Genomic DNA, 16941 nt, shown 5'->3' on the forward strand with positions numbered 1-16941 from the left:
CCGCCAGGCCGCCAGGCCCCCAGGCCCCCAGGCCGCCAGGCCGCCAGGCCCCCAGGCCCCCACCCCGCTGCAACCATCCAATCGGTCGGTTCGAGCGCACCCGGCACCACCCACCCCGCTGCAACCATCCAATCGGTCGCTTCGAGCGCACCCGGGCACCACCCACCCCGCTGCAACCATCCAATCGGTCGCTTCGAGCGCACCCGGGCACCACCCACCCCGCTGCAACCATCCAATCGGTCGCTTCGAGCGCACCCGGCGGGGCTGGTGCGTGGTCCACGTGCGGGCCGGCGCCGTTGGGGATCCGGCACCCGATGTGGGCAGGCACTGGTAGACAGAAGACCTCGAGCGGCACGGATGAGGGAGAGCGGACTTGTTCCTACTGGATGCACGGTCGCTGCACGGGCTCGCACACGGTGCGGCATCGCGGGCTGCGCCCGGTGCGGCTAGGCCGGGTACACAGGATGTGGCACCGGGTGCTGCGCACGCCACACCGCCACCGCACGCCGACCGGCAGGACAAGCATCTGATCATCACCGCCAGCGACGTCGTGATGGCGGCCCGCTGTGAGTACCAGTTGCTGCGCGTCCTGGACGAACGGTTGGGCCGGACCCCCAAGGCCCAGTTCGACGACGATGAGATGCTCACCCGCGCCGCCCGGCTCGGTGAGGAACACGAACGCCAAGTGTTGGCAGGACTCAAGGACACCTATCCCACCGTCGTCGAGATCCCGGACGTCGCGCGCCCCTACACCGCCCAGGCGCTCGCCGACGCTCAGGCCAGAACCCTGGAGGTCCTGGCCGACGGCGCCGACGTGGTGTTCCAGGCGTCCTTCTTCGACGGCTCCTTCCACGGCCGCGCCGACTTCCTGGTCCGCGCCGACGACGGCCGGTACGCGGTGTGGGACTCCAAGCTCGCCCGCCGGGCCAAGACCGAGGCGCTGCTGCAACTAGCGGCCTACGCCGATCAGTTGATCGCTGCCGGGGTGCCGGTGGCTCCGATGGCCACGCTCGTGCTCGGTGACCGCAGCCACGCGGAGTTCGACCTGGCCGAGATGCTGCCCGTCTACGCCGAACGCCGCCACCGGGTACTGGCCGTGACCGCCGCCCACCGGGCCCAGCCCGACCCGGTGGCCTGGGGTGATGACACGCTCCTGATCTGCGGAAAGTGCGACTACTGCGTCGAGCAGGTTCGCCTGCACGAGGACGTGCTCGGGGTGCACCGGGTCAACCTCCCCCGGCGGCGCAGGTTGCGCGCGGAGGGCATCCGCACCATCACCGACCTGGCCCACTCCGACGCCGAGCCGGGCACGGCAGCCCACCGGTTGCGGGACCAGGCCCGCATGCAAGCCGGCCTGATGCCCACCGACGGGCAGGTGCAGGTCACCGACGACGCCGGGGAACGCACCCTGGCCTACCGGGTCCTGGCCCAGCACACCCTCGCCACACTGCCCGAACCCAGCGAGGGCGACGTCTTCTTCGACTTCGAGGGGGACCCGTTGTGGCAGGACGAGCAGGGAATGTGGGGGCTGGAGTACCTGTTCGGGGTGCTGGAGGCCCCGGTCGGTACCGCCCGCCCGGCCTTCCGCCCGTTCTGGGCTCACACCCGGGCCCAGGAGGGTCAGGCGCTAGTGCAGTTCCTCGAGTACGTCGCCGAGCGCCGGGCGCGGTATCCGGACATGCACGTGTACCACTACGCCGATTACGAGAAGGCTGCGCTGCGCCGGTTGTCCCTGCAGCACGCCCTGGGTGAGGACGGAGTCGACGAACTCCTGCGCGCCGGTGTGCTGGTGGACCTGTACGACGTGGTGCAGACGTCCGTGCAGTTGTCCTCGAAGTCCTACGGCCTCAAGGCACTGGAACCGCTGTACATGGGCAGCGACCTGCGCACCGGGGACATCACCGCCGGTGGCGCCTCGGTGGTGGCCTACGCCAACTACTGCATGGCCCGGGACACCGGTCAATCCGATGAGGCCACCCGGATCCTCGCCTCGATCGAGGACTACAACCACTACGACTGCCGCTCCACCTGGAGACTCCGCGACTGGTTGCTGGCCCGGGCGGACGAACGCGGGGTACGCGTGGGGCAGCAGCCCGAGGCCGAACCGGAGGAACTGCGAGAGATCGAGCCGCTGCCGCAGGAGAAGGAGATCGACGACTTCGTCCGTGCCCGCATCGCCGAGTCGCTACGCACCGGCACCGAGCTCAGCCAGGAGCACCAGGCCCTGGCTATGGTCTCCGCCGCGGTGGGGTACCACCGCCGCGAGGACAAGCAGTACTGGTGGGCACACTACGACCGGTTGAACACCCCACCGGCGGACTGGGCCCAGACCCGGGATGTGCTGGTGGCAGAGTCCGGGCGGGTGGTGCAGCCGTGGGCGGCCGAGGGCCGCCAGGAGCCCCGACGGGTGGTGGAACTGACCGGCTCTCTCGCCGACGGCTCACTGGTGCGGCCCGGGGACAAGATGTTCCGGATGTACGACCGGCCATTGCCCGAGGGGATGTCCGACGACGGGCGGAACCGCCGCGGCGGCGTCTTCGGTGCCGAGGTACAGCAGGTGCACGTGGGAACCGAGAGCGCGCGGATCACCTTCGCCGAACCTCTACCACGAGGCATGAACGAGTTCACCGCGCTGCCGGTCGCCCTGACGCCGGGGGCTCCGGTCCCCACCGCCGCCATCCAGGAGGCACTGGCCGCCCTGGCCACGCAGGTCTCGACCGCGCTGCCCCGCCTTCCGGCGCACCCGGGGCTGGATCTGCTGGCACGCCGCCCGCCGCGGCTGGCCACCCTGGGGACGTTGCCGGCGGTGGCGCAGGGGGACTACGTCGGGGCGATCACCCGAGCAACGGCGGACCTGGACCACTCCTATCTCGCGGTGCAGGGGCCTCCCGGATCGGGCAAGACCCACGTGGGCGCCCGCGTGATCGCGCACCTGATCGCCCAAGGGTGGAAGGTCGGTGTGGTGGCCCAGTCCCACGCGGTGGTGGAGAACCTGCTCAACGCCGCCATCGACGCCGGGGTTCCCGCGGAGCGGGTCGCCAAACCCGTCGGCGGGCCGCGGCGGTCGGTGCGCTGGCGCGGTGGCACCTCCAACACGCACGTCACCGCCGCGCTGGCCGAGACCGGGGGGATGCTGGTGGGTGGGACGGCCTGGACGATGACGGGCCGTGCCGTGCCTCCCGGGGCGCTCGATCTGATCGTGATCGATGAGGCCGGGCAGTTCTCGCTGGCGAACACGCTCGCGGTGACCCGCGCCACCAACCGGTTGTTGCTGCTGGGCGACCCCCAGCAGTTGCCCCAGGTGAGCCAGGGCAGTCACCCCGAGCCGGTGGACACCTCCGCGCTCGGCTGGCTGTCCCAGCACGCCTCGGTGCTGCCGTCCCACCTGGGTTACTTCTTGGCCCGTACCTGGCGGATGCACCCGGACCTGTGCCGGGCGGTCTCGGGCCTGTCCTACGCCGGACAGTTGCGACCGGCACCGGTCACCGCCCAGCGTCACCTGGACGGGGCGGCCCCGGGCGTGGAGTGCCGGTACGTCCCGCATTCGGGCAACACCACCTCTTCGGTGGAGGAGGCACAGGAGGTTCTCGCCCAGGTTCGGGTGCACCTCGGCCTGGCCTGGCGGTACGGCCAGGATGCCGCCCCGCGCCTGCTCGGCGAGCAGGACATCCTGGTGGTGGCCCCGTACAACGCCCAGGTGCAACTGATCCGGGACACCTTGGACGGCGCGGGCCTGAGGCACGTGCGGGTGGGCACGGTGGATAAGTTCCAGGGCCAGCAGGCCCCGGTGGTGATCCTGTCCACCACGGTGTCGGCGGTACAGGAAGCACCCCGCGGGATGGAGTTCGTCCTGAACCGCAACCGGGTGAACGTGGCGGTCTCACGAGGGCTGTGGCGGGCGGTGATCGTGCGCTCCCCGGATCTGACCGACGTGCTGCCCCACCGGCCCGAGCAGTTGGCTGACCTGGGGGCGTTCATCCGGCTGTGCGGACCGGCCCCGGCACCGCAGGCGGCCAGGTGGCACGCCGACCTGCACCCCGCCAACCCGGGGACGGTCGGGGTCACCGCATGAGAAAGGCCGGCGATGAGTACGTACTCATCGCCGGCCCCACGCCAGGTCAGTCGGTGACGTCCCGAGTGGCGTCCTTGACGTTCTCACCGGCTTGCCTGACGTTCGCGCCGGCCTGATCCCTCTTGCCCTCGGACTCCAGGCGCTCGTTGTCGGTGGCATCGCCAGTGCCTTCCTTCACCTTGCCCTTGGCTTCCTGGGCCTTGTTCTTGAACTTGTCTCCGATACCCATTCGTCTTCCCTTCTCGCGGGGTTACTCCGTTCCTCACGGTAAGGGAATGCTTGTGATTCCGCTCGTTGAAAGCCGAACGGCGGGAGCAGGTCGACTGCGGTCAGCGGTACTCGTCGACGTTGAGATCGGTGACCGGCGTGGTCTCGATCGCGGTGATGAACGACCACGCATCAGGTCGTGATCCGTCCACATCCGTCAGGTCGTAGTGGGTGGCGAGGTCGAAGGAACTCACCGACTTGGTGTTCCACACCTGTCGTCGCGGATCGGCGGCCAGGGCGGTGACGCCGCGGGCCAGCATGGCCGGGGTCTCGGAGATGACGAACTCCTGCGGGGGGACGGCGCCGGCGACCCCGGCATTGTCCTCGGCGGCCCGGCGCCAGTTCTCCTCGGTGACGCCGAAGGCGTCCAGCATCATCTCCGAGCGCAGCCATCCCGGTGTGACCGACACGGCCGCGCCACCGTGCCGGGCGAGTTCGTGTCCCTGGGCGAAGGCCAGCCGGTCCACGGCGGTCTTCGTCAGGTCCAGGAACACGGTGTCCCGGTAGTGGGAGTTGTTGTAGGTGCGCGTGCCATCGGTGATCTCGATGACGAGACCGCCGGGCCGGCGGATCAACAGCCCGAGAGCGCTGTGGCTGGTGTTGAGGTGGGTGATGAAACCGGTGTCGAAGAGTTTCCTCCCGGCGTCCAGGTCGTATTCCCACACGGGCGTTCCGAATTCGACGTAGGCTTCGCCGCCGATGTCGTTGATGAGGATGTCGAGGCGGCCCTGTTCGCGGTCGATCCGGTCGACCAATGCGCGGACGGCCTCGACGTCCAGATGGTCGACGACGACGGGGTGAGCCGTGCCGCCGGCCTTGTTGATGAGGTCGGCCGTCTCCTCGATGGTCTCCGGGCGCCCGTAATCCGAGGCCCTGCCGGAGGTGGAGCGGCCGGTGCAGTAGACCACCGCTCCGGCCCGGCCGAGTTCGACGGCGATGGCGCGGCCCGCGCCCCGGGTACCGCCGGCGACCAGGGCGATCCTGCCGTTCAGATCGTGTTGTGGTGGTGATGAAGTCACGAGGACCCTCTCAGTAGAACTCTTGGGGGCATCAATCTGCCGCGGGTTCCCGACAACTCGTGTCGCAAATTGCGTACCGTTTCCCTGTGCGAACGACGCGGCTGCTGGCGGTCATGATGGACCTGGCCCGGCTGTCCACCACCACGGTGCACCACCTGGCCAGGCGCCACGAGGTGTCCGAGCGCACGATCCAGCGTGACGTGGCCGCCCTGATCAGCATGGGCGTACCGATCTGGACCCGCACCGGACCGGGCGGAGGCATCGGCCTGGTCGATGGCTGGAGGTCCCCGATCACCGGGATGACGGCCGGCGAACTCCAAGCCCTCATCATCGGCGTGGCCGGATCCCGTGATCTCGGACTGAGCGACGACTTCGAGACAGCGCGGTTGAAGATGCTCAGTTCATCCTCTGCCCAGGCCGCCGTGCTCGCACCGGCGCAGGAACGATTCCTCCTCGATCACGAACGCTGGTTCACCGAACCGGACCGACCTGCCGCGCTCACGGCTGTGGCCCGGGCGGTCTGGAACGGAACGCGGATCAGGATCGACTACGCACGATCGGGGCGTCCCGCGGTGCAGCGCCTCCTCGATCCGCTCGGGCTGGTGCTCAAGACCGACGTCTGGTACCTCATCGCCGCACACCGACGGCAGGTGCGGACCTACCGGCTCTCCCGGGTCACGTCCACCCACGTGCTCGACGACGTGGCGTGGCGCCCGCCGGATTTCTCCCTCGCCGAGTACTGGGGCCGGGCCCGGACTGCCTTCGAGTCCTCACTCAACACCCTGCCGGTCCGCCTCTCGATCCCGGTCGGTGCAGTCGACAGTCTGCGGGCGGCCGTGCCCGGGCCGGATACCGAGGGGAGCCTGCGGTCGGCGCGCACATCCGGGGATCGCCTCGTCGTCGATCTGGTGATGGAGAGTCTGGAGATAGCGGCCGCGCAACTCCTGGCAGTTCCAGGAGTGGAGGCGCACGAGCCGGTGGAGCTACGCAGCAGGCTGCACCGACTCGGCCAGGACCTCGCGGCCCGTCATCGGGTGCGGCCCGGACACCAGCAGGACTCCAGCGACATCAATCACTGAGCGACCGGACGCCCACCTACCCTGCCTCGTGGCCCTCATCCTCTTCCTTCGACCGTGGGCTGCGTACCAGGAAGTACATCGCCGTCATGGTGAGCACGCCGGCCGCCGCGGCGGCCACGGGAACACCGTCCTCACCCACGAAATCCTCAAGTGTGCTCCGGGCCTCGGACTCGGGAACCGCGAGGGCCAGGACGACGAACGCCCCCACGACGACGGTAGCCAGGACCTTGCCCAGCAGTTGGCGCCGCCGGGACTGTCCCTTCTTGGCCAGGGACTCACCGGCTTTGGCCACCTGCTTGCCTCGCATCACGCGCAAGGCGCCCACGCTGCGCCCTACCCGGAACAACTGCATGGGGCCGATGCTGAAGACCACCGCCAGGATCGCGGCAAATGTCAGGCCTATCAGCCACCAGTTCCGGCGCACCCAGGCGATCTTCTTCGGCGAGAGGAGGAAGAACACCACCGTTTCGACGACCAGGACCACTGTGGCCAGCCACAGCCCGACGTGGCCGATCATCTCGAAGGGCTCGTCCAACAGGGTAAGAAAGACCGCCGGCACCGAGGCAATGGCGGCGATCAGCACCGGCCAGCCCAGCCACTTCTCCCACCGTCCTTGAACTTCGTCGATCTCGGCTTCGGTGGCCTTGCCCAAGGTCACCGCCGCGATTTCCCTCGCTTCCTCAGGTGCGCGGTCGACAACGTCCTCGGCCCGGCGAGGCTTCGGGTCGTCGGCCGCCCGCTGCGGAGGCTCAGTGGAGGACACACTTCACGATATCCCGGTATCGGCCCCAAGGGGTCGCCCTCCACGGGCCCTCAGTACCGCAGCGAAAGGTGCGGGTTCAGGACCTCTGGCGCGCCGGCTCGCGATGTTCGCGATGACCGATCACGCTTGCGCGGGCCGGGGTGAATGTGGGAGCCGCCTGTGGGAATCGAACCCACGACCTATTCATTCCAGAGCGGTCAATAGCGAAGATGCAGGTCAGAAGGGTGTTTTCGCAGGTCACGGGCGCACCGTCGCGGCTGTCAGGGCTCTGCAGGGCTCTCGAGGTTGCCCGAAGTTGCCGACTTTGAACCAAGGTTTGAACTCAGGTCGGCATTGAGGCTCTGGACGGCTTCCACCATCGCCGAGGTGTCGCTGACGTCGGTGTAGTGACCGCGGTTGACTTCCTCGGTGTGGCCGAAGAACCCGGCGCGCTGAACCTCCGGCACCTGGCCCAGCAGCATTGAGTTCAGCGTAGCGCGCCAGACGTGCGAACGAGCCGTCTGCAGCAACTCGATGCCGAGAGCCTCGGCCAGCTCGATGTAGAGCGTCGCTGTGGCCTTGACTCTCTGTGCTGAGTCCCACTGCTTCGTCGGCACGGCCGGGGAGCCGATGACGAAGTCCTCGTCGGCCGAGTCATCGTGCCGGCGCTGCAGGATCCGGTCGGCCACACGGGCGTCGAGCAGCGGCACCCGACGGCCGCGGTGGGTCTTGGAGACCTGCGGGCGGACGGTGACGTAGAGCTGGTCGTCGATGATCTGCAGGTCGTACCAGCGCAGCGAGGTCGCCTCGTTGACGCGCAGGCCCGTGACCACCTGCAGCAGCGCCAGGTCGATGGTGTTGCGGCGGACTGCGACCCTGTCCTCGAAGGTCCAGCGGCCACGACGCGGGGCGGTGATCCCCTCGGCCGGATCGAGTGCCAGCAGGTGCTCCAGCACAGCGCTCCACTGGCTGTGGGTCAGCGCCTCGGCGGACTGCTGCCAGTCACTCTGGGATCGCAGCCCCAGCCGCCGTCCGGCGATCGGCGAGCCGGGGATCAACTCGTCGCGGACCAGTTGATCGAGGACGTACTTCGACAGGACGCTGCGGGCCTGGTGAGCCGACTCGGCACCGTGGAGCCTGGCGATCTCCCGCAGGCAGTCCTCCAGTGCTCGCACGCGGGTGCCGGAGGCGATGGTGTGGCCTTTGAGGCTGTCACGATGCTTGTGATCCTCGCGGCGGCACTGGCCCAGCAGCAGCCTCAGGGCCAGGTGGTAGCGGTCCCGGGAGGCCGGTCGCAGCTCGGCCTCGTCGATGGCGGGTTTGCTGACCTTGTCGATGTAGGCGGCCAGCTCGTCGGTGCTCTTCCAGAGGGACCCGTAGCCGGAGGTCAGCAGCTCATCAGCCGCGGCACGGGCACGGCGACGAGCCTCACCCTTCGACGCGCCCTGGTGGGTGCGCTGCAGTCGGCGGCCGTCGGGCAGTGCGATCGTCCAGGTGATGTACCAGGTACTTCCCTTCTTGCGCGGCTGGACGCGATCGATGGAGTGCTGGCCCGGCTCCAGCCGCGCGTTGGTCGCCCGGCTCATGCTGCGCTCCGGGTGGTCCGGGGCTTGTTGACCAGGTGGTCCTCGAGATAGTCGTCCAGATCCGAGACCCGGTAGACGACGGACCGTCCGATCTTCGCGTAGACCGGTCCGAAGCCCCGGCAGCGCCAGGTCTTCAAGGTGGCGTTGGCGACACCGAGGTACTCGGCGGCCTGTGGCGGCGGCAGCGCGCCGACAGCGGAGGAAGTAGCGTCTTTCATGGTGTTGCTCCGTGCATGCAGTGGTCGGGCCCTCTGCAACCGACGGGCGGGCTTCACCGTCGGCCTCCGCCGGGCGCTACACCGACGGCTGCACGGATGTTCGTGCGCTGGTTTGCCAAGCCGCGGCGCACGGGCCAGGAGCGCTACCTACCTGGCCTAGTTCTTGGGTGCTGTCACCCGACGCCTGCCGTTACTAACGGTTGCTGCGCGGGAAACGAGAGCGTGCCCTCGTTCGCGACCGAGTGTATGGACGGTGCGTGACAGCGCCAAAGGGTGCGTAGGGCGTGTCGGAGAGAAGGCTTGTCAGTTGGGCCGTCCCGGAGGCGACGATCAGAGTGGGTCGCCGCAACTCCTGCAGTTGCTCTCGCCACCTTCGTACATGACGCCGCAGCAGTAAATAGGGCTACCGCTGCCCTCGAAGCAGGAGTTCTACACCTGGAACTAGTCGTCCCAGTCAGCCTCGTCGTCGACAACCTCCTCGCACGCCGGGCACACAAGCGTCACAGCGGCTCTCCCCAGCAGTGTGGGGAAGTGAACGGGGAGCAGTACCCGCTGTCGTGCCGCTCGGAGTAGTCGTTCATGTTCGCGGTCGGCCTGCCGCAGTTCGGGCAGATCGGATGCTCACCCGGACAGGTGCGGCTGTTATGCCCACCAAGTCCGCACACCGTGCATGCCATGACAGCATCCTACGTAGATCGGAGCGATGGGAGAGGTGAGTCCACAGATCTGGCGTCCAGGTACCAGACCCGAACGCTCGGCCGACCCGGCCAGAGTAAGTGGCCGGCTCGGCGCAGGTGCCAGCTGTCAGTGGAGTGGTGTAGATATCGAGTGTGCTCGCGCCATGAGCAGCCCACCATGGGAGAGGATCAACCTTGTACCCGACTCCGGCTGGCCCCGAGTTGAACGCTGATGAGTGCCGGAAACTCGATGACGAGTATCTGATGAGTGACCCGATGGCCTATTTCCGGTCGAAGTTGGAGGGTCTGCTGGACGAGGCAGACGTGGCAGAGGCACGGACCGTAAAAGAGGGTTCGCTGCGCGCACGCTTCCAGCAGCTTGCCGGTGAGGCTGCACACTCCCGCAGCCCCATAACCGCCGGTCAGCGCACCATCCAGGTTGCTGTGGACGCGATCCAGTTCCGGCACCAAGTGGCGGAAGCGCTTCTTCGGTTGATTGACGCTCGTCTGAGACAACGCAACAGCGCCTCGCCGCAGAGCCTGTGGATGAACCTGATCAGAAGCCCGACTCGACTGCATGACCTGGTCGAGCAGTTGCGCCCGCACGTCGAGTCGGAGGAGTTCTTCCCCATCGCCGCAGGGCTGCTGATCCCGGTACCTGCCGGAACGACCCTCGACGAGGACATGAAGGAGGGCACTTCAACTGCTCTGGACTGGATCGTGCGGGCCAGCGAGATAGTGATGACGGGCCAAATCGACCTCAACGCAGCAAACAACAAGATCAAGCACGGCATCACTGCGCGCCCGGAAGACAAGCTGCGGCTCACCATTGCCACCAAACCGCCGAACGCGGACGGGAGCATGCCCCTGTCACATCTGGCAGGGCCATCCTCCCTCGACGTGTTCGACACGATCGTCCTGGAGTACATCTCGCGCCCTCCCAGCCCGAAGGGCCAAGAGCCCCACGGATACGAACGCACACTGCTCAGGGCCGACTCACCGGTCCTGTTAGCGGAAGCGTGGATGCTGGCGATCACCCACGGTGCGATCTTCCACACCGCTGCCTACCGTCACTTCGGAGAGAAGACAGTGGAAGGGATGGCCCCCTACCCGGGCATACTGATCGGGCCTACGTCTCAGAGGATCCTGGGAAAGCACGTGGTGGGCCTGCGCTTCCCGGTCACGACCTCACCTCAAGGCACGATCCACCGTCCGCCAGGCATGCTCCTTAGCGATGGCGTGTTCGTGCCTCTGAAGTTCGGTGAGGGCCGCAGTGGGGTCGTCGTCGATGGCTGACGAAACAGTCTCGCCATCGCGCCCATCTGGCCCAAGCCTCGAGGAGCGCGTTGCTGAGTTCGCTTACCGATGTGGTCGCGTCTTGGCGGTTCCGGCGGCCTCGAACAAGGAGCTGCTTCGCCGGTCGAAGATGATGGGCATCACCACCGACGAGGAGGGCGTCACCCAGTTCGTGCACATGCTCCCACTCGAGTTGGAACTCGATGCGTTGGCAGCACGGGCTCGTCCCATCTTCCTGGAGGATCGCTGCCACTACAGAACCGGGCTCAAGGCCCTCCGCCGCCTCATACGCAGTAGCGATCCTGATAGGGCTGATGAGTACTGCGACGCGGTGATAGATCTGGCTGATGGCTGGGCCACAGCATCAGAACAGGCGCACACCTACTTCCTCGCGATGTCGAAGGTCGACGGGTCGGAACCCACGCGCAGTTGGTCCTCCAAGCAAGTAGCAGAGGCTTGGCTCTACGGCGATCTGGTCCATGCCGACGAGGGACGACAGAACACGGCCACGCGCAAGGAACGCCTGATCGCCGGCTGGGCCTACCACGCCGACGTCATACGGCTGGCACGGACGAGCGTGGCCTTCGTGCGAGGCTTCGATGATGAGCTCGGCCTGGGACTGCCCAGTTGGACCTACGAAACCGGAGATCTCCCCAGTGGCATGGTCACTTCCGGCCGTCTGGTCGGGATGTGGTCAGCACCCGCTGCTGGGGGTCGCTGGGACAGTGAGCATGTCCAACATGCCGTCTCGACCGCTCTCAACGAAGGCAAGCCGCCGGGAGATGACTACGCTGTCTTCAAACCTCCGCCACCAGGGAAGACTATCTGGGTAGAGGCGTTCCCATCAGAGCCTGATCCGAAGCCCGACGCACCCTGCTGAGTGAGGGTTCTAACGCCGTGGCTCCCCGTCTGCAGAGTAGGACGTCACACAGCGACCAGCACTCTGCAGGTCCGCCAGGCGCTGCTCGGCCAGCGCCAGCGCGAGGTCCACGTCGACGAGTTCGTGCTCGCCGGTGCGGACACGCTCGTTGAGCCGCTGGACCGGGGGCATGTCGGCCTCGCGGATCGCCAGCACTCCGAGGTCGCTGAGTTCCTCACGGGCACCGCCCAATTGGTCCTCGACGTGGGTGCTGCGGATCCGCAGGTCGCTGATGAGCTGCTGGTGCCACTGGAGCCTGGAGTCGCAGTCCAGTGCGGTGCTGCCGGTCAGCCATGCCCTGTACTCGGCCAGGGGCACGTCGTCGGGCACCCCGGTGGCGATCGGACCTTCCGGCACCGGCTGGTCGACGGGCACGTGCGACAGCAGATCAGCGGGAGTAATGCCGAGTGCGTGCGCGATCGCTGTCAGATCGTCGACCGTAGCCGTGCTGATGCCGTCCTCGACAGCGCGCACGCCGTCGACGTCGAGCTCGTGGCCGGTGCGCCGCAGGAGTGAGGACAGCTCGTCGCGACTCAGTTCACGAAGCTCACGGTAATGGGTGATGGCGCTGGCGACGGCGATCGAGGTCGGCGAAAGATCTGGCATGGGATCCAGCGTAGGGCTGGGGTGCGACACGGCGGTGCCGGCGCTGGCGCACGGTTGTCGAGGGTTCACAGGGTGGAGAAGGAGGGAACCCCTCTCGTGGTGTCGGTACCCGGCCATAGGGTGGATCAGCAACATCCGAGTCCGACACAAGTGCGGTGATTTCGTGACAGCCTTCTGGGAAGGCTTCGACCGCTACCTTGCCTCGCGTGCTCCGACCGAGTCGCACAGGGCCGAGGTCCGCCGTTACCGCGAGCGAGTACGTGAAGTGATCGCTGAACATCACCGGCTGATGGGCTTTTTCCAGAGCGGTTCGTTCCAACACGGCACGGCCGTGATGCCATACAGCGACGTCGATTACATCGCCCGCATCCACTATGAAGACCGACCGGGGTCCTCCAGCACCGTCCTCAACAACCTCCGAGACCTGCTGAAGCGTGAACTCTGGGAAGCAACGGTGACCGTGAGTCGCCCAACCGTCACCCTCAAGTTTCCCGGTCTCCTCCCCTACTACGAGATCACACCTGCCTACTACGAGCGCGGCAGCACCGACGAGAATCGCGTCCTCCTGATTCCGGCTCCGGGTGGCGGCTGGCGGGAAGCGGCCCCAAAGGCGCACAATAAGATCGTCGCCGACCTCGACCGCAAGCACACTGGCGACATCCGCGTCACTGCCCGCCTCCTGAAGGCATGGAAGTACAACCACGGCGTCTCGGTCTCCTCGTTCTACCTGGAGATGCGGGCCGCCGAGTTCGGCAAGAATAACGACCGTGTCTTTCCCTTTACCGCGATCCGGTCCATCGTCACGACCCTGGTCAACCAAGGACTGCCCGCCATGAACGACCCGGCACGGCTTGTCTCGCGGATCAGCGCCTGCTCCAGCGAGTCGTCCCGCACATCAGCGATGACCCACCTACGGAAGTTCAAGAAGGACATCGACAATGCGCACTCTGCCTGGCTCGCCAACGACCGCTACGACATGAACCAGGCGTTGCAGGCCATCTGGGGCAGCGACTTCCCGTACTGCGACACGTAGGGTCCGGCGCGATGAACGACAGCACCCAGCGCACGATCTCCGCACTGCAGAACACCGAGCACGCGCAGCGCCTCCTCGCCGCACAGTCACGGCTCTACACCGACGCCAAGCGAGTTCATGACACGCGCGTCCTCACCGTCGCCGCGCTGGCCCTGGTCACTGTTGTCGTGGCGCTTGCCGTCCCGCAGGGCAGAGTCGTCGTCGGAGCCGTCGGCGGCACGGTCACCTTCCTCTGGTCCGTACTCGGCGGCGCGCGCGAGAAGAGGTGCCGAAAACAGGCGGCCTTCGTACAGGAGGAGTTCGACACCTTCGTGTTCGACATGCCCTGGAATGCGTTGGCGGCCGAGCATCCGTCTCCCACGCTCATCGCCGAGGCCGCCAGTCGATACCGAGGCGGTCGAACCAAGGACTGGTATCCAGACGCAAGCACAGTTGCTCGACCTCTTGACATCCTCATCTGTCAACGCAGCAACTTGGGCTGGGGAGCGTCGATCCATCGCCTCTACGCCGCCACCATCACCGGCCTCCTCGTCGCTCTCGTCCTCGTCGGGGTGACGGTCGCCCTCGTTGGGAATCTCACCGCCGCCGACGCTTTAGTTGCACTCGCCATGCCGCTGCTCGGACCTGCCCGCGAACTCATCGAGATGATCCGCAGCAACCGCGAAAGCAGCGACTCCAAGTCCAACGTCGAGACGAAGGTCCACGGCCTCTGGGAACAGACCCTCCGACGCGACGACCCGATCACCATCGCCGACTGCCGCGCGGTACAGGACCAGATCCTGGTCATCCGGCAGACCAACGCTCATGTCCCCGACTGGCTCGACGGCCTGCGACGGAACCGCAGCGAAATCGCAATGCAGCAGAGCGCGACGCACCTGATCGAGGAAGCACAACGACACGGCAAGACCCGATGAGTTGCGTTCTTCGACATTTTGCAGACCGGCACCAGCCTGCCGGCGTCGGCAATGGCGGTGCACCGGTTGTCGAGGAGTCACGCGGTGAAAGGATGGCACATGAAGACCTCGGAACTGAGCGATCGGTGCACCGACTGGTGAGGGGTGATGGCGGTGTTCTGCCCGGTCCGCCAGTCGGTTCCTGGCGTGCGCCGCTAGCCCCAGCACCGTCATTGACCTCGTCGTCAGTTGGCATAGGGTCGGATCAGGCCGCCGTGCTGGCCTGTCCTCCCCCACCTGGCCCGCGCACCGGGTGCACGAGGCAAGGTTCGATGAATCGCACGAAAGATGATCTGATCGCCTCTCTACCTCGCAGCGCGGGTGCGAACGGAGGGATTGCCATGACCAGAGACCGCGAGATCAAGCAACGGGCGCGCATGTATCAGCGCGAGCACGGCGGCGGCTACGCCAACGCCCGCCGGACGGTGACGCAGTGGCCGGCGGAGACGACGCTCAAGGTCGACGAGCGTCCGCAGCATTTCCTGATGCTGCTCTATGTGCGGCATGCCTGGGGCATCGCCGTCGACGAGTCCGTGCCTGAGCTGGAGCCAGCCCCGGAGCCCGGGCACTCCCAGATGCCCGAGACCGCCAGCCAGCAGGAATGGTCGTCCAGGTGGTCGCGCGCATGGCAGCGTGCCTGGGATTGGTACAGGGTCGAGGACAGAGCCGGTAGTCCTCCGGACGAGCGCACTGTCGCAGAGATTGCCAGGCCCGGACAGCCGCTGAGCCCGTCGCTGCCTCCGCAGTGGGCCCATGAGCACGGCCGCGACGGCGTGGACATGGAGAGGTATTCATTGTGGCTCTCGGCTCTGCTACCGGACTTCTCGGCTGCCCCGCACGAGCATCCTGAGCACATCAGCGCAGAGCCGGTGACGCAGGCTGCGGCAGGAGGCTTGGAGACAGTGGTGGTGTTGCCCTACGCAGAGCCTTTCGCGCGCCGGATCACCCGCAGGCATCTGGTGGTCTCAGCGGCAACGCGGCGGGATTGCTAGCGGACATGCCAACCTCCCTGTTGGCGGACACGAACTTCCCTGCTGACGGACAGCTGATCTCCCTGTCTGTGGCCCGTGGGATCGGCCCGTGTCGGTCCCGATGAAGGCGTCCCTCCGGGGTTTGCTCGAGGTTCTCGACACCTTGAGCAGGTTCCACCGGAGGGACGCATGAAGAAGTGTGACAGGGAGATCAGTCGAAAATAGGTGGGTGGGCTACGCGGGTTGCGCGGCTCTGGCAGCAACCATCGGGCCCACCTGAACGTCGTAGCCGAGGACTCTGAGCTCAGTGATGATGCGGTGCGCTCGCCTGGCCGGGTTTGGTGTTCGGGTGATGAAATGCTCGGGGCCGAGGTCTTGGTAGTCGACGTCGTGCTTCACGACCCACCAGCAGGACTCCAGGATGCTGCGTGAGATCGCGACCTTGGCGCGCTTACGGCCACGGCGACGTTGGATTCGGCGGTGACGCTCGGCGAGGTAAGTGTTCTTGCTGCGAGCGGCCGCGGTCGCGCAGTCCCCGAGCATGCCACACAGCCAGGCGTTACCGCTGCGGGTTCGTCCTGAGCGGTGCTTCCCGGCGGACTCGTTGTTCCCCGGGCACAGACCCGCCCAAGATGAAAGATGCCCCGGTGTGGCGAACCTACTCATGTCTCCGCCGGTTTCGGCGATGATGACTTCAGAGGCTCGCTTGGCAACTCCGGGAATGGTGATCAAGCGCTGCTGAATCTGACGATACGGCTCGATCGCCGTATCAATCGCGGTATCGAGGCGTCTGATGGCGGTGTCGATGTGCTCGATCTGTTCCAGCATCATCTGGCACAAGGTGGCGTGATGGTCCCCGAACCGGCCCGTCAGAGCTTCGATCAAGGCAGCGTTCTTCTTGCGCAGCTTCCCCAACGCCATGTCGGCGAGGCGATGAGGGTCGCGCTCTCCATCGATCAGTGCGCCGATCATCGCTCGACCCGAGACGCCCAGGATGTCGGTGGCGACCAGCGAGAGCTTGATGCCGGCGTCCTCCAGCACGTTGTGGAGCCGTTGTACCTGCCGAGTGCGGTCGTGAATCAGTGAAGCGCGATAGCGCGTCAGATCGCGCAGTTGGCGGATCGGTGGCGGCGGCACAAAGCTAGGGCGAACCAGGCCGTACTCAACGAGCTGGGCGATCCAGGCAGCGTCGGATACGTCGCTCTTGCGGCCGGGGACGGCCTTGATGTGCTGAGGGTTGACCAGCCAGCACTCCACGACCTCTTCCAGTAGGTAGTACACCGGACGCCAATAGTCCCCGGTGGATTCCATCCCGACGAGGCTGATGCGCTCGTCAATGAGCCACTGGCGCAGTTCGAGCAGCGACCCTGTCATGGTCGCAAAGGTTCGGACTTCCTTCCTATGAGTGCCGGCTCGCTTGCCAGGCACCCGGATGCACACCTTCACATCCGCCTTACCGATGTCGATGCCTGCGCACCGCTCGACCAACGTGTCCATGACTAA

General features: G+C 66.7%; 14 protein-coding genes. 7 read left to right on the plus strand and 7 right to left on the minus strand.

Annotated features, from left to right (window positions below):
• Window positions 1-466 precede the first annotated feature (466 nt).
• On the plus strand, window positions 467-4072 hold the full coding sequence (locus tag ACPL7H_RS00180) for a TM0106 family RecB-like putative nuclease (protein WP_424786729.1): 3606 nt from the start codon (window positions 467-469) through the stop codon (window positions 4070-4072).
• Between the two features lie 46 nt (window positions 4073-4118).
• On the opposite strand, the gene ACPL7H_RS00185 is transcribed toward ACPL7H_RS00180, so the two are convergent.
• Together ACPL7H_RS00185 and ACPL7H_RS00190 are read right to left on the minus strand one after the other, a co-directional pair.
• Window positions 4119-4301 (minus strand): CsbD family protein, encoded by a 183-nt coding sequence (locus tag ACPL7H_RS00185; RefSeq protein ID WP_424786730.1) that lies wholly within the window; start codon window positions 4299-4301, stop codon window positions 4119-4121.
• Window positions 4302-4401: 100 nt separating this feature from the next.
• Window positions 4402-5358 carry an SDR family oxidoreductase gene (locus ACPL7H_RS00190; RefSeq protein ID WP_424786731.1) on the minus strand — a complete coding sequence of 319 codons (957 nt, stop codon included), beginning with the start codon at window positions 5356-5358 and terminating at the stop codon, window positions 4402-4404.
• An 86-nt stretch (window positions 5359-5444) separates the two neighbouring features.
• Here ACPL7H_RS00190 and ACPL7H_RS00195 point away from each other — a divergent pair, with 86 nt between their 5' ends.
• Window positions 5445-6437 (plus strand): helix-turn-helix transcriptional regulator, encoded by a 993-nt coding sequence (locus ACPL7H_RS00195; protein ID WP_424786732.1) that lies wholly within the window; start codon window positions 5445-5447, stop codon window positions 6435-6437.
• A gap of 16 nt (window positions 6438-6453) precedes the next feature.
• Here the strand turns inward: ACPL7H_RS00195 and ACPL7H_RS00200 are convergent, their stop codons facing one another.
• From ACPL7H_RS00200 to ACPL7H_RS00210, 3 genes are all read right to left on the minus strand, one after another.
• Entirely contained in the window at window positions 6454-7200 is a 747-nt protein-coding gene (locus ACPL7H_RS00200) for a hypothetical protein (protein WP_424786733.1), read from the minus strand.
• 260 nt (window positions 7201-7460) lie between these two features.
• Entirely contained in the window at window positions 7461-8765 is a 1305-nt protein-coding gene (locus ACPL7H_RS00205; protein WP_424795201.1) for a tyrosine-type recombinase/integrase, read from the minus strand.
• A complete protein-coding gene (locus tag ACPL7H_RS00210) occupies window positions 8762-8983 on the minus strand; it encodes a helix-turn-helix transcriptional regulator (protein ID WP_424795202.1) in 222 nt (73 codons plus the stop codon). Before ACPL7H_RS00210 ends, ACPL7H_RS00205 begins: the two co-directional genes overlap by 4 nt.
• A 941-nt stretch (window positions 8984-9924) precedes the next feature.
• On the opposite strand from ACPL7H_RS00210, the gene ACPL7H_RS00215 reads away from it, so the two are divergent.
• Window positions 9925-10956, plus strand: a complete 1032-nt coding sequence (locus ACPL7H_RS00215; RefSeq protein WP_424795203.1) for a hypothetical protein — start codon at window positions 9925-9927, stop codon at window positions 10954-10956.
• Window positions 10949-11836: a hypothetical protein gene (locus ACPL7H_RS00220; protein WP_424795204.1), complete on the plus strand. Its 888-nt coding sequence runs from the start codon at window positions 10949-10951 to the stop codon at window positions 11834-11836. The genes ACPL7H_RS00215 and ACPL7H_RS00220 overlap by 8 nt, the downstream gene beginning before the upstream one ends.
• A 9-nt stretch (window positions 11837-11845) precedes the next feature.
• Here the strand turns inward: ACPL7H_RS00220 and ACPL7H_RS00225 are convergent, their stop codons facing one another.
• Entirely contained in the window at window positions 11846-12481 is a 636-nt protein-coding gene (locus ACPL7H_RS00225; RefSeq protein ID WP_424795205.1) for a helix-turn-helix domain-containing protein, read from the minus strand.
• 163 nt (window positions 12482-12644) lie between these two features.
• Between ACPL7H_RS00225 and ACPL7H_RS00230 the strand changes: the two genes are divergently transcribed.
• From ACPL7H_RS00230 to ACPL7H_RS00240, 3 genes are all read left to right on the plus strand, one after another.
• Complete coding sequence (locus ACPL7H_RS00230) at window positions 12645-13514, plus strand: SMODS domain-containing nucleotidyltransferase (RefSeq protein ID WP_424795206.1); 870 nt, start codon at window positions 12645-12647, stop codon at window positions 13512-13514.
• Window positions 13515-13525: 11 nt separating this feature from the next.
• Window positions 13526-14428 carry an S-4TM family putative pore-forming effector gene (locus ACPL7H_RS00235; protein WP_424795207.1) on the plus strand — a complete coding sequence of 301 codons (903 nt, stop codon included), beginning with the start codon at window positions 13526-13528 and terminating at the stop codon, window positions 14426-14428.
• Between the two features lie 311 nt (window positions 14429-14739).
• Window positions 14740-15459 carry a hypothetical protein gene (locus ACPL7H_RS00240; protein ID WP_424795208.1) on the plus strand — a complete coding sequence of 240 codons (720 nt, stop codon included), beginning with the start codon at window positions 14740-14742 and terminating at the stop codon, window positions 15457-15459.
• Window positions 15460-15672: 213 nt separating this feature from the next.
• Here the strand turns inward: ACPL7H_RS00240 and ACPL7H_RS00245 are convergent, their stop codons facing one another.
• Window positions 15673-16935: an IS110 family transposase gene (locus tag ACPL7H_RS00245; RefSeq protein WP_424795209.1), complete on the minus strand. Its 1263-nt coding sequence runs from the start codon at window positions 16933-16935 to the stop codon at window positions 15673-15675.
• Window positions 16936-16941 lie beyond the last annotated feature (6 nt).

This window comes from Pseudactinotalea sp. Z1732 (assembly GCF_049724975.1).
Taxonomy (GTDB): domain Bacteria; phylum Actinomycetota; class Actinomycetes; order Actinomycetales; family Beutenbergiaceae; genus CALKWS01.

Bases quoted from the DNA above. Each gene is read 5' to 3' on its own strand.
- ACPL7H_RS00185 (WP_424786730.1), bottom strand. From the start codon at position 4,301: ATGGGTATCGGAGACAAGTTCAAGAACAAGGCCCAGGAAGCCAAGGGC.
- ACPL7H_RS00205 (WP_424795201.1), bottom strand. From the start codon at position 8,765: ATGAGCCGGGCGACCAACGCGCGGCTGGAGCCGGGCCAGCACTCCATC.
- ACPL7H_RS00210 (WP_424795202.1), bottom strand. From the start codon at position 8,983: ATGAAAGACGCTACTTCCTCCGCTGTCGGCGCGCTGCCGCCGCCACAG.
- ACPL7H_RS00215 (WP_424795203.1), top strand. From the start codon at position 9,925: ATGAGTGACCCGATGGCCTATTTCCGGTCGAAGTTGGAGGGTCTGCTG.
- ACPL7H_RS00220 (WP_424795204.1), top strand. From the start codon at position 10,949: ATGGCTGACGAAACAGTCTCGCCATCGCGCCCATCTGGCCCAAGCCTC.
- ACPL7H_RS00225 (WP_424795205.1), bottom strand. From the start codon at position 12,481: ATGCCAGATCTTTCGCCGACCTCGATCGCCGTCGCCAGCGCCATCACC.
- ACPL7H_RS00235 (WP_424795207.1), top strand. From the start codon at position 13,526: ATGAACGACAGCACCCAGCGCACGATCTCCGCACTGCAGAACACCGAG.
- ACPL7H_RS00240 (WP_424795208.1), top strand. From the start codon at position 14,740: ATGAATCGCACGAAAGATGATCTGATCGCCTCTCTACCTCGCAGCGCG.
- ACPL7H_RS00245 (WP_424795209.1), bottom strand. From the start codon at position 16,935: ATGGACACGTTGGTCGAGCGGTGCGCAGGCATCGACATCGGTAAGGCG.